Source organism: Xanthomonas cannabis pv. cannabis, from assembly GCF_000802365.1.
Taxonomy (GTDB): domain Bacteria; phylum Pseudomonadota; class Gammaproteobacteria; order Xanthomonadales; family Xanthomonadaceae; genus Xanthomonas; species Xanthomonas cannabis.
Genome location: NZ_JSZE01000082.1, coordinates 19,124 through 30,949, shown reverse-complemented (window position 1 = coordinate 30,949; position 11,826 = coordinate 19,124). Strand labels below are relative to the sequence as shown.

Genomic DNA, 11,826 nt, shown 5'->3' with positions numbered 1-11,826 from the left:
ACAGCAATGAGGTGAACAGCAACGCCGCGCCACCAGCGGCTACTCCGGTCAGCGCGGCACGCAACGGGCGCGGCAACGCGCCAAGGATCCCGCGCGCCACCATCGCCACTACGAAGCCGATGAACAGCGCCATGATCCAGCCCCCACCGGCACCAGCGCCGGCACCGCCCTCGTGCCCGCTGACCGGCGCCGGCAGCGCCTCGCCTTCGATCAGTCCGGCCAGCGTCGCCGTTGCATCACGGATACCGCCGCCGTAGTCGCCCTCGCGAAAGCGCGGTGCCAGATATTCCTGGATGACGCGGTTGGCCACGATGTCGGGGATGGCGCCCTCCAGGCCGTACCCGGGCTGGATACGCACGCGACGGTCGTCCTTGGCAACCAGCAACAGTACGCCATCGTCCACGCCCTTGCGCCCGATCTTCCACTGGTCGAATACACGCTGGGCGTATTGCTCGATCGCCTCCGGCTGGGTGGTCGGCACGATCAGGATCTGCAGCTGCGCGCCCTTGCGTTGCTGCAGGGCCAGCGCCTTTTGCTCCAGTTGCTGGATCTGCGCGGCATCCAGCGTACCGGTAACATCGACGACCGGCGAACGCAGCGGCGGGATGGCAGCCAGATCCTGCGCCAGCAGCGATGCCGGCAGCAGCAGCAACACCATCAACCACACCACTCTCAAAGACGCTCGCCGCATTGCCGACTCCTACCTGATGCGTACTGAAATTCAGTCGTTTCCTTCCCCATTGAGCACTGTCCTTCCTTGTGGGAAAGGTGTCCCGAATGGGTGGATGAGGGTGCGAGCGGAGCCATGTGCAATTGGAAGACACAGAAGCTTCGCGCCGTACCCTCACCCCAACCCCTCTCCCGCCGGGAGAGGGGCTTGTGATTACTGCGCGGGCCGCTGATTACTGCGCAGGCTGCGGCGCCGGCTGTTGCTGCGGCGCCGGCTGGTTACCGAAATCCACCTGCGGGGCGCGCGAAATCTGCGCTTCGTTTTCCACGCTGAAATTCGGCTTGGGCTGGTAGCCGAAGATCTTGGCGGTGATCACCTGCGGGAACGAACGGATGTAGGTGTTGTAGTCCTGCACCGTCTGGATATACCGGCCGCGCGCCACGGTGATGCGGTTTTCGGTGCCTTCCAGCTGCACCTGCAGGTCGCGGAACGACTGGTCGGACTTGAGCTGCGGATAGTTTTCGCTGACCACCAGCAACCGCGACAGCGCACTCCCGAGTTCGCCCTGGGCCTGCTGGAATTGCTTCAGCGAGGCTTCGTCATCGGCATTGACCTGGATCTGACCAACCCGGGCACGCGCATTGGTCACCTCGGTCAGCACCTGACGCTCCTGCTGCGCGTAGCCCTGCACGGTGCGCACCAGATTGGGAATCAGGTCGGCGCGGCGCTGATATTGATTGAGCACCTCCGACCAACCGGCCTTGACGCCTTCTTCCTTCTGCTGGATCGCGTTATAGCCGCAACCGGACAGCGTGGCGGTCAGGATCAGCAACACCAGGGCGCGAATCAGGACAGGCATGCAGGCGATTCCGTTGAAGTAGGGCGCGAGCATGCCATGGGCCAGGTCAAGCCCGCATGCACATGCCCGCACCTGAAGCGGCCCTGTGTTGTAGAGGCCGGCAGCAGGCAAGCGCGAATAATGGTCGGTGCGCGGTTGGCTAGCGCCTCGCCCGGCGACTTGCTGGCAATAAAGCGGCGCTCACCCTGGCCCAAGCCTGCGATGCGGGTTGCCACTGATGCCAGCACTTCAAGCGCAGCTTACGGGTGGCACTCATCCGCCCCAATCGCCGGACGCGCCTGCATCGCCATCCAGCCATGTCTCCATCCCAGCACCTGTCGCCGCATCGTCGGTGCACGCGCGGCCCCGCAATCGCTCCAGGACAATTCCTCTTGTGCTGCCGAAGGCCTTCAGAACAGCCGCGGCAACAGGATCAAACCCCAGCACAGCAGCACGTTGAGCAGCAGCAGGAACACCGCGGCCGAGCCCATGTCCTTGGCACGCCCGGCCAGTACGTGATGCTCCGGGCCGTAACGCTCGATCACCGCTTCGATGGCCGAATTCAGCAGCTCGGCGGCCAGCACGATCAACAACGGCGCGATCAGCGCGATACGTTCCAGCGGTGATTGCCCCAGCCAGAGGCCCAACGGGGCCATGACCGCCGCCAGGCACACCTCGAGCCGGAACGAGGATTCATGCAACCACGCGGCGCGCAATCCCTGCCAGGACCAGATCGCTGCCTTGAGCATGCGGCGCGGGCCGCGCGGCACGTGTCCCAGTTGATCAGCCATGCGTCGGTGCTTGCGCCCCGGCAGGGCGTGTCTGAGGACAGGGAAAACGCATGGCATAGTCGCTGCTGGGGAAAGTGCGAATCTTGCACCGTGGCGCTGCGCATCGCCAGCCGCAGTCCGGTTTGCCCTCAGCTTGCAGACTGCTGCACCATGGCAAGCCCGCTCAATCACTGCAGGTTTCTCGCATGATCAGACACAACTTGCGCACGCTGCTGTGCGCCCTCGTGCTGCTGTCCAGCCAGGTGCATGCGCAGCCCCTGCACGCGGCACCGGCCGTACCCGCACAGGTGTCCAACACCGCATGGGAACAGGACATGCAGCGCTTCGCCGCCAGCGATGCTCGCCAACCGCCGCCCAGGCACGGCATCGTGTTCGTCGGCAGCTCGTCGATCCGCTTCTGGGAAACGCTGGCGCATGATTTCCCCGGCGCCCCGGTGATCAACCGCGGTTTTGGCGGCTCGGAAGTCCGCGACAGCACCTGGTATGCCGACCGCATCGTGATCCCGTACGCACCACGCCAGGTGGTGCTGTATGCCGGCGACAACGATCTCAACAGCGGCCGTACGCCCGAGCAGGTGCGCGACGATGTGCTGGCCTTCGTCACCCGCGTTCGCCGCGACCTGCCCGGAGCGCGCATCAGTTATCTGTCGATCAAGCCCAGCCCCTCGCGCGCGCAATTGCTGCCGGCGGTGATCGCCGCCAATCGCCTGATCAAGGCGGCGCTGGCGCCACTGCCGCGGGTGGACTACGTGGATGTCTATACACCCATGCTCGATGCCGCCGGCAAGCCACGTCCGGAGCTGTTTCGCGACGACATGCTGCACATGACCGCCGATGGTTACGCAATCTGGCGCAAGGCCGTCGCCCCGGTGCTGGAACCGTAGTCACCGCTGAGTGATCCCGCTCGGACCAGTGGCGCGGCCGTTGGCCACGGCGCACCGCCAATGCGTCGATCGCAACGGCGAGCTGCAACGTGGACGCAGAAGGTCCGCCACCGCGCAGCCGTTCCGATCAATCCCGCCAGGCAGCCGACACTGACGGCCTGCCTGCGGGCAGACCGCCAGTGTCAGGCAACTACCACGGCCACCGAGGTCCCCTGCCCGGCCTCGCTTTCCAGCTCGATCCGCCATCCAAAGCGGTCGCACAAACGCCGTACGATCGACAGACCGAGACCGGTGCCCTGCGGGCGCGTGGGGTCGGCGCGGAAGAACGGCTCGAATGCCCGCGCACGTGCTTCATCGCTCATGCCGATGCCGGTATCTCGCACCACAATGCGGTCCTGTGTCACCTCGACCTCGATGCTGCCGGTGTCGGTGTAGGCGCAGGCATTGCGCAGCAGATTGCTGAGTACCACCCGCATCACTCGCGGCGGCGCGAACATCTGCAGGCTGCGGTCACCCACCATGCGCAGGGACACCGGCTTGTCGCCGAGCAGCTCGCGCGCACTTTCGACTTCTTCGCTGGCCAGCTCGGCCGCATCGAAGGTCTCGCTCTGCGGGTCGATCTCCGCTTCGCGCGCCAGGATCAGGAAGGCATCGATCACCGCTTCCATGTCGCGGCCGGCGCGCTGGATCCGGCGCAGGCTGCGCTGGGTGCGCTGTGACAGCTCGTCGTCGGCCAGTGCCATGTCGGTGGCGACGCGAATCACCGTCAGCGGTGTACGCAGTTCGTGGCTGGCGTCGCGGGTGAAGTTGCGTTCGCGTGCGACATGCTCGCTGACCCGCAGCCCCAGCGCATGCAATGCAGCAGCCAGCTGCCGGGTTTCGCCCTGCAACTCTGCGGGCAGGCGTTCCGGCGAAAGTTCGTCGACATCCGGGTTGCGCGGATCCCAATGCGACACCCGCAGCGCAAGCCAGCTGATCGGTGACACCAGCCGCTTGGAGACGCGGTAGGTGAACCAGGACACGCCGTAGATCCCCAGCAACACGATGATCGCCGGCACCACCCCAAACCACAGGGTCAGATGCGCCGCGCGCGCGCGCGGGAAAACCAGGTACAAGCGCCCTTCCGGATGTTGGTCCACATAGACCAGCGCGTCGGCGGCGGCCACTTCGCTGAAACCCGGCGACAAGGTCTGCAGCGCGCGCGGGATGGCTTGGTCGCCAGCGCCGGCAGGTGCGAAATATCCCTGGATGTTGCGCGTATTCGGCGGCCGATTGTCCGGTGCGCTCTTGTGCATCTGCCAGAAATGCACGGCCTCGTCGGCAAGCACCGTGCGCACCAGGCTGTACTTGATGACAAGCGAAATCAGGTACCCGCCCAGTACGATCGCCAGGCTCGCCAGCGCGACCTGTAGCAGGAAGGCAAGACGTATTTTTCGCGGGAGCCCGTGTGGCATTGCTGCATCCAGGGGAGAGCGCCGGAGTATAGGCAACGCTTCCGTGAGTCCGTCGTGTAGCCAGCCGGCAGCACGGGAGAACGAGCGGCGCGCGAGCGCCTACAGGACTGGCCGGCCGCCAGACGGCGGCCGGCCAGGACATCAGGCCATCGGTTGGGCGATGTCGGCGATGCGATAGCCGGCGCTCTGCACGGTGTGCAGCAGCGGGCGGTCGAACGGCTTGTCGATGATCTTGCGCAGGTTGTACAGATGGCTGCGCAGGGTGTCCGAATCCGGCAAGCCATTGCCCCAGATTTCGCGCTCGATTTCCTGACGGGTCACCACGCGCGGCGACTCGCGCATCAGAATGGTCAGCAGGCGCAGACCGATCGGCGAGAGCTGCAGCTCGGTGCCGGCACGGGTGGCGCGCATGCTCACCGGGTCCAGTACCAGATCGGCGACCTTGAGCACTTCCGAGCCCACCTGGCGGCGCTCGCGACGGATCAGGGCACGCAAGCGCGCTTCCAGTTCCTGGATCGCGAAGGGCTTTGTCAGGTAATCGTCGGCGCCGAAGCCCAGGCCGGTGAGCTTGTCGTCCAGCGTGTCGCGGGCGGTCAGCATCAACACCGGGGTGGACTTGCGTGCGTCGTTACGCAGGCGGCGGCACACTTCGATACCGTCAAGGCGTGGCAGCATGAGATCCAGCACGACCACGTCGTAACTGTTCTCGGCGGCCAGACGGTAACCGTCGAGTCCGTCCTGCGCATAGTCGACCTCGAAGCCACGGCCTTCCAGGTATTCGCCGATCATTTCGGAGATATTGCGGTTGTCTTCGACGACCAGCACGAGGCCGGACGTTTCCTTGGTCTGACGCATGGACTTTCCTCGGTCTTCAGCTTTGTGAAACATGCCGGATCGGCGGTGGAAAGAACGTGAAGACCGGACAACGTTTTGTGACGTGCTAGGTCTAGCGCGGGAGCAGCGGACGTAGCGCGGGCCACACCGTCTCCAGCACCTTGGGCTGGGCCGCGGCGGTCGGGTGCAGGCCGTCGTTCTGCATCAGCCCCGGCTGCAATGCCACCTTTTCCAGGAAGAACGGCACCAGCGCGGTGGTGTACTGTTTCGACAGGTCTGCGTAGGTGGCCTTGAGGCGCTCACGGTAGGCCGGGCCGTAGTTGGGCGGCACGTCGATGCCCAGCAACAGCACCTTGGCACCGGCCCGTTGGCTGAGCTGGATCATTTTTTCCAGGTTGCCCTTGAGCTGGGCCGGGGTCAGCCCGCGCAGCGCGTCGTTGCCGCCCAGTTCGATCACCACCACGCCGGGACGGTGTTTTTCCAGCAGGCCGGGCAGCCGGGTCAGCGCACCGGAGGTGGTTTCGCCGCTGATGCTGGCATTGACGACCGCCGGTGGCGTCGCCATGTCACGCTTCAGGCGTTGGTCCAGCAAGGTCACCCAGCCGGACTGCACCGGAATGTTGTGCGCAGCGCTCAGGCTGTCGCCAACGACCAGGATCGGTGCCGTGGTGGCCGGACTTTTGGCAGAGGCAATCCCCGGCGCAAGCAGGGACAGTGCCAGCAGCCACAGGGCCAGCACGCCATATCGCAGTGTTCTTTCACGCATTCGGAGATTCCTCATCGACAGTCTGGCCCCCCGCTCCAGCACCCGCACCGCCATCGACGTCCGCGAGGTCGGCAAGTCCGTCAGCGGACCGGAGAGAACACTCCATATCCTCGACAACGTGAGCTTGACGGTCAGTGAAGGCGACAGCATCGCCATCGTCGGCGCCTCCGGTTCGGGCAAGACCACTCTGCTCGGCCTGCTGGCCGGGCTGGACCTGCCCAGCCGCGGCAGCATCGCGCTGTCGGGCCAGGACCTGGGCCAGCTGGACGAAGAAGCCCGCGCCGCCCTGCGCGCCCGCGAGGTGGGCTTCGTGTTCCAGAGCTTCCACCTGTTGCCGGCGCTGACCGCCGAAGAAAACATCGCGCTGCCGCTGGAACTGGCCGGGCGCGAAGACCCGGCGCGGGTGCGCGAAGTGCTGGAAGCGGTGGGCCTGAGTGCGCGTGCGCGCCATTACCCGCGCCAGCTGTCCGGCGGCGAGCAGCAACGCGTGGCACTGGCGCGCGCATTCGTGGCCCGCCCGCGCATCCTGTTCGCAGACGAACCCACCGGCAGCCTGGACCAGGCCACCGGCGCGCAGATCAGCGACCTGTTGTTCGCGCTCAATGCGACCAGCGATACCACCCTGGTGCTGGTCACCCACGACATGACCCTGGCGCAGCGCTGCAAGCACATCTACCGCATCGACAGCGGCCGCCTGCATGCACAGACCGGTCCGGCCGCATGAACGTGCTGCGACAAGCCGCACGCGCGGTACGCCGCGAATTCCTGGCCGGCGACCTGCTCACGGTGTTCGCTGCGCTGGTGCTGGGCGTAGCGGTAATGACCGCCGTCGGCACGCTGGTCGACCGAGTGACACTCGCCTTGACCTCCAGCGCGGCCGAGGTGCTCGGTGGCGATCTGGGCGTGACCGGCCGCCAGGAGATTCCGGCCGACTTCGCCGAAGAAGCGCAACGACGCGGCCTGCAGAGCACGCGCATGGTCAGCTTCCCCAGCGTGCTGTTCCATGGCGACGCCAGCCAGATGGCAAATATCCGCGGCGTTGGCGCCGGTTACCCGTTGCGTGGGCAGCTGCTGGTGTCGAGGGATGCCGCCGGCACGCAGGGCAGCGTTGCCAGCGCCCCGCCGCCGGGCCAGGCCTATGCCGACCCGCGCCTGCTCGAGGCGCTGGGCCTGCGCGTGGGCGAGCAACTGGAATTCGGCGCCGGCCACCTGACCATCACCGGCGTGCTGCGCGCCGAACCGGATGCCTCCGGCGAGCTGATGCAGCTGTCGCCGCCGTTGCTGGTCAATCGTGCCGATATCGAAGGTGCCGGCCTGCTCGGGCCGGGTAGCCGTGCCTCCTACCGGTTGATGTTCGCTGGTGCGCCGGATGCCATCGCCGACCTGCGCGCCTGGCTGAAGCCGCGTGCCAGCGAGTACCGCCTGGTCGGTATCGAAGACACCCAGCGCGGCATGCGTGCGGCGTTCGATCGTGCCGGCCGCTTTTTGGCCTTGTCGGCCTTGCTGGCGGTGCTGTTGTCCGGCGTGGCGACCGCGCTGGCGGCAAACCGGTTTGCGATGCGGCGTATCGACACCGTGGCAGTGCTGCGTTGCCTGGGCGCGAAGCAGCGCGACATCCTGGCGATGTTGTCGCTGCAATTGCTGTTGACCGCGATTCCGGCCTGCCTGGTCGGCATCGGGCTGGGCATGCTGGCGCAGGAAGGCCTGGTGCAGGCACTCGGCAGCCTGATTCCGAACCGCCTGCCGCTGCCGCAGGCTACCCCGGCGCTGGCCGGTGCGGGCATCGGCCTGACCCTGTTGCTGGGCTTCGGCCTGCCGCCGCTGTTGCGGCTGCGCAATGTGCCGCCGATGCGCGTACTCAACCGCAGTTTTGCAGCCGTGCCGCCGAGCTCGTTGCTGGTGTATGGCGCAGCCTTGGCCGCGACGCTGGCGCTGACCGTGTATGCCACCGGCAACCTGGTGCTGGCTGGCTGGGTGCTGGGTGGGCTGGCGGCGCTGGCGCTGGTGGCGATGATACTGGGCCTTGGCCTGCTCGCGCTGCTGCGGCCGATCCAGCACCGCCTGCGCGGTTCCTGGAAGCTGGGCCTGGCCTCGTTGACACGACGACGCGGACTAAGCGTGGTGCAGTTGGTCGGGCTGTCGCTGTCCTTGTGCGCGCTGTTGCTGCTGGCCGTGGTCGGCCCCGGCCTGCTCGGCCAGTGGCGCGACCGCCTCCCGGCCGATACGCCCAACTACTTCCTGATGAACATCCAGCCCGAGCAGACCGAGCCGGTGCTGCAGACATTGCGCGGCCTGGGCGTGGACAACGCAGCGGTGGAGCCGTTTTCCACCGGACGCCTAGTCGCCATCAACGACAAGCCGCCGGTGCGCGGCGACCGCGACCCGGCCGACGATGGCGACGGCGACAACCGCCCGGTCAATTTTTCCTGGCGGCATGCATTTCCGCCGGCCAATACGCTGTTGCAGGGCAAGTTCTGGGCAGCCGACAGCACTGCAGCGGAAGCCTCGGTGGAAGAAGGCTGGGCACAGCGCTACCAGCTCAAACTCGGCGACCGCATCACCTTGCTGCTGGGCGAACAGCAACGCAGTTTTACCGTCACCAGCATCCGCAAGGCCGATTGGGATTCGTTCCGGGTCAACTTTTTCCTGCTGCTCAATGAGGGCGCAGTCGGCGATGCGCCGTACAACCTGATTTCGGCCTTCCACCTGCCGCCCGGCAGTGCCCCCAGACTGGCGTCGCTGAGCCGCGACTACCCCAACATCTCGGTGCTGGATATCGATGCCATCCTGGGCCGCGTGCGCGAGGTGATCGACCAGGTGGCACAGGCGGTGCAACTGGTGATGGGCTTCAGCCTGCTCGCCGGTGTGCTGGTGCTGCTGGCGGCGCTGCAGGCCACCGCCGGCGAGCGCCGCTACGACAGTGCCGTGCTGCGCACGCTGGGCGCGCGCCGCGGGCAGCTACGTGGCGCAGTGCTGGTGGAATTTGGTGCACTGGGGCTTCTGGCGGCGGGGCTGGCGGTGACGGCGGCGGCGGTGATCGGCGCGCTGGTCGGACAACAGGCCTTCGAGATCGCACTGGCACCGCACTGGCCGCGTCTGCTGCTAGGCGGCGCATTCGGGCTCGCCCTGAGCCTGCTGGCCGGCTGGTCAGGCACCCGTCGCATCCTGTCCACGCCACCGGCGTTGGCGTTACGCAGCGAATAAGAGCAGCCAACAAGACTGCTGCGCAGACCTCAGGCGGGCGCGGCCGGTGTTCGGGATTCGCATGTACCCCGGGTACACAGCGATTCCTGCGCGCCGTCCGCGCCCGTCTGACGGTTGCGCGCTACGTTCGGCGGCCGCGCTCGGCGCGCGGGCACTCCGTTCTGGCTAACGACGGCATGTGCTGCGCCGTCTGACGGCAACGCGGGAATCGGCGCAACGGTATCTGCGGCGGGCGAAGCACGATGTGGGTGGCGCATTTCATATACCCGCAGCGCATAAGCACCTTGCCAATCGTACGTTCGCAGCGACGGCGTGACTGCCTAGAGTGACCAGTCCGGTCGCCGTTGGCGGCCTTTGCCGTTGTCGAGGTGCCAAGGTCATGGCCAGCAGTCGTTCCGCCGCGCGTGTGCAACCGCCGCGTGCCGATGCCACCACCGCGGCTGCGTCAGGCGTGCGGATCGTGCCGTTCGATGCGCCACTGGGCGCAGAGGTGATCGGGCTGGATCTGTCGCAACCGCTGGACGCGGCTACGTTCGCGCGCATTCATCGGGCGCATCTGGCTCACCACGTGCTGGTGTTCCGCGATCAGCGCATCACCCCGGCGCAGCAGGTGGATTTCAGCCGTCGCTTCGGGCCGTTGCAGATCCATGTGCTGCGCAATTTTCAGCTGCGCGATCACCCGGAAGTGCTGGTGGTGTCCAACATCAAGGAAAACGGCGAGCCGATCGGCCTGGGCGATGCCGGGCATTACTGGCACTCGGATCTGTCCTACAAGCAGACCCCGAGCCTGGGTTCGCTGCTGCACGCGCAGGAGCTGCCAAGCGAGGGCGGCGATACCCTCTTCGCCAACCAGCACCTGGCGTGGCAAACGCTGCCCGACGCGCTCAAGCGCACGGTGCAGGACCTGCGCGCCGAACATAGTTATCTGGCCAAGTACGAAGAGCTGCGCGCGCGCAATCCATGGCGGCCGGCACTGACGCCAGAGCAGATTGCCGAAGTGACGCCCGTGCAGCACCCGGTGGTGCGCACGCATCCGGAAACCGGCCAGAAAGCGTTGTTCGTCAGCGAGCATTTCACCACGCGCATCGTCGGCCTGCCCGAGGACGAAAGCCGGGCGCTGTTGCAGACCTTGTTTGCGCACAGCACGCGCGCGGCGCTGGTGTACCGGCATCGCTGGCAGCCGCATGACATGGTGTTCTGGGACAACCGCTCGGTCATGCACCTGGCCGCCGGTACGCCCGATCACCTGCGTCGCCGTCTCAACCGCACCACCATCGAAGGCGATGCGCCGTTCTGAGCGCGCGCCTGCCCTCCCCCCTCATCGACCGGAGCGCCGCATGCGTTTGACTGTCACTTCTCACGCACCTTCGCAGCGCCGACGCTTTTTGCGGCCCATCGCGCTGCTGTTTCTGGCCGCCTTGCCGCTGCTGCACAGCCCGCAGGCGCAGGCCGAAGGCAAGCTGCGCATCGCCAAGCAGTTCGGCATCGTCTATCTGCTGCTGGATGTGGCGCAGGACCAGAAGTTGATCGAGCAGCACGGCAAGTCCGCCGGTGTCGACATCGACGTGCAGTTTCTGCAGCTCTCCGGTGGCGCAGCGGTCAACGATGCGTTGCTCACCGGGTCGATCGATATCGCCGGTGCCGGCGTGGGACCGTTATTCACCATCTGGGACCGCACGCGCGGCCGGCAGAATGTGCGTGGGGTGGCCTCGCTGGGCAATTTTCCGTACTACCTGATCAGCAATAACCCGCGCATCAAGAGCATCGGCGATTTCACCCCGCAGGACCGCATTGCGGTGCCTGCCACCGGCGTGTCGGTGCAGTCGCGTTTTCTGCAGCATGCCTCGCAACAGCGCTGGGGCGACAAGGGCACCCATCAGCTCGATCCGCTGCAGGTGGCGTTGCCGCACCCGGATGCGGCGGCGGCGATCATCCGTGGCCGCACCGAAATCACCGCGCATTTCGCCAGCCCGCCATTCCAGGAGCAGGAGCTGGCGCGCAACCCGGCCGCGCATATCGTCACCAGTTCCTACGACATCGAGGGCGGCCCCTCGTCGGCGACGGTGCTGTACGCCACCGAAAAATTCCGCCGCGACAATCCCAAGACTTATCGCGCCTTCGTCGCCGCACTGGACCAGGCAGCCAAGTTCGTCACTGCGCATCCGGATCAGGCGGCGGATATCTTCCTGCGCCGCAATGGCTCGGGGATCGACCGCGCACTGGTGCTGCAGATCCTCAAGGACCCCAAGGTGCAGTTCACCGTGGCGCCGCAGAACACGTTGAAGCTGGGCAAGTTCATGCAGCACAGCGGGGCGATCAAGCAGGCACCGGCCAAGGTCAGCGACTACTTCTTCGACGACCCGCTGGTTGCGGGCGGGAGCTGAG

The 11,826-nt window shown here is 66.4% G+C and carries 11 protein-coding genes and 1 other RNA gene; 6 read left to right on the top strand and 6 right to left on the bottom strand.

Features of this window, described 5'->3' with window-relative positions:
- The 3 genes from OZ10_RS14240 to OZ10_RS14230 form a co-directional block, all read right to left on the bottom strand.
- The coding region (locus OZ10_RS14240; protein WP_039565515.1) for a TPM domain-containing protein at positions 1-691 on the bottom strand (691 nt) is incomplete at its 3' end.
- A 211-nt stretch (positions 692-902) separates the two neighbouring features.
- Positions 903-1,529: a LemA family protein gene (locus OZ10_RS14235; protein WP_039408588.1), complete on the bottom strand. Its 627-nt coding sequence runs from the start codon at positions 1,527-1,529 to the stop codon at positions 903-905.
- Between the two features lie 389 nt (positions 1,530-1,918).
- Positions 1,919-2,299 carry a diacylglycerol kinase gene (locus tag OZ10_RS14230; RefSeq protein ID WP_039408580.1) on the bottom strand — a complete coding sequence of 127 codons (381 nt, stop codon included), beginning with the start codon at positions 2,297-2,299 and terminating at the stop codon, positions 1,919-1,921.
- Between the two features lie 185 nt (positions 2,300-2,484).
- Here OZ10_RS14230 and OZ10_RS14225 point away from each other — a divergent pair, with 185 nt between their 5' ends.
- Positions 2,485-3,183 carry an SGNH/GDSL hydrolase family protein gene (locus tag OZ10_RS14225; RefSeq protein ID WP_039408578.1) on the top strand — a complete coding sequence of 233 codons (699 nt, stop codon included), beginning with the start codon at positions 2,485-2,487 and terminating at the stop codon, positions 3,181-3,183.
- Positions 3,184-3,365: 182 nt separating this feature from the next.
- Here the strand turns inward: OZ10_RS14225 and OZ10_RS14220 are convergent, their stop codons facing one another.
- The 3 genes from OZ10_RS14220 to OZ10_RS14210 form a co-directional block, all read right to left on the bottom strand.
- A complete protein-coding gene (locus OZ10_RS14220) occupies positions 3,366-4,637 on the bottom strand; it encodes a sensor histidine kinase (protein ID WP_039408575.1) in 1,272 nt (423 codons plus the stop codon).
- 141 nt (positions 4,638-4,778) lie between these two features.
- Entirely contained in the window at positions 4,779-5,492 is a 714-nt protein-coding gene (locus OZ10_RS14215; protein ID WP_002811889.1) for a response regulator transcription factor, read from the bottom strand.
- A gap of 91 nt (positions 5,493-5,583) precedes the next feature.
- The gene (locus OZ10_RS14210) at positions 5,584-6,252 is read right to left on the bottom strand and encodes an arylesterase (protein WP_039408554.1); all 669 of its coding nucleotides are present in this window, start codon (positions 6,250-6,252) and stop codon (positions 5,584-5,586) included.
- 103 nt (positions 6,253-6,355) lie between these two features.
- Between OZ10_RS14210 and OZ10_RS14205 the strand changes: the two genes are divergently transcribed.
- From OZ10_RS14205 to OZ10_RS14190, 5 genes are all read left to right on the top strand, one after another.
- On the top strand, positions 6,356-6,961 hold the full coding sequence (locus OZ10_RS14205; protein WP_255404431.1) for an ABC transporter ATP-binding protein: 606 nt from the start codon (positions 6,356-6,358) through the stop codon (positions 6,959-6,961).
- Positions 6,958-9,441, top strand: coding sequence for an ABC transporter permease (locus tag OZ10_RS14200; protein ID WP_039565508.1), 2,484 nt, complete (start codon positions 6,958-6,960; stop codon positions 9,439-9,441). The genes OZ10_RS14205 and OZ10_RS14200 overlap by 4 nt, the downstream gene beginning before the upstream one ends.
- A gap of 61 nt (positions 9,442-9,502) precedes the next feature.
- Positions 9,503-9,577: non-coding RNA, sX9 sRNA (locus tag OZ10_RS20705), on the top strand.
- Positions 9,578-9,820: 243 nt separating this feature from the next.
- Positions 9,821-10,738: a TauD/TfdA dioxygenase family protein gene (locus OZ10_RS14195; RefSeq protein WP_039565506.1), complete on the top strand. Its 918-nt coding sequence runs from the start codon at positions 9,821-9,823 to the stop codon at positions 10,736-10,738.
- Between the two features lie 40 nt (positions 10,739-10,778).
- Positions 10,779-11,825, top strand: coding sequence for an ABC transporter substrate-binding protein (locus OZ10_RS14190; protein ID WP_039565503.1), 1,047 nt, complete (start codon positions 10,779-10,781; stop codon positions 11,823-11,825).
- The last annotated feature ends 1 nt before the right edge of the window (position 11,826 follow it).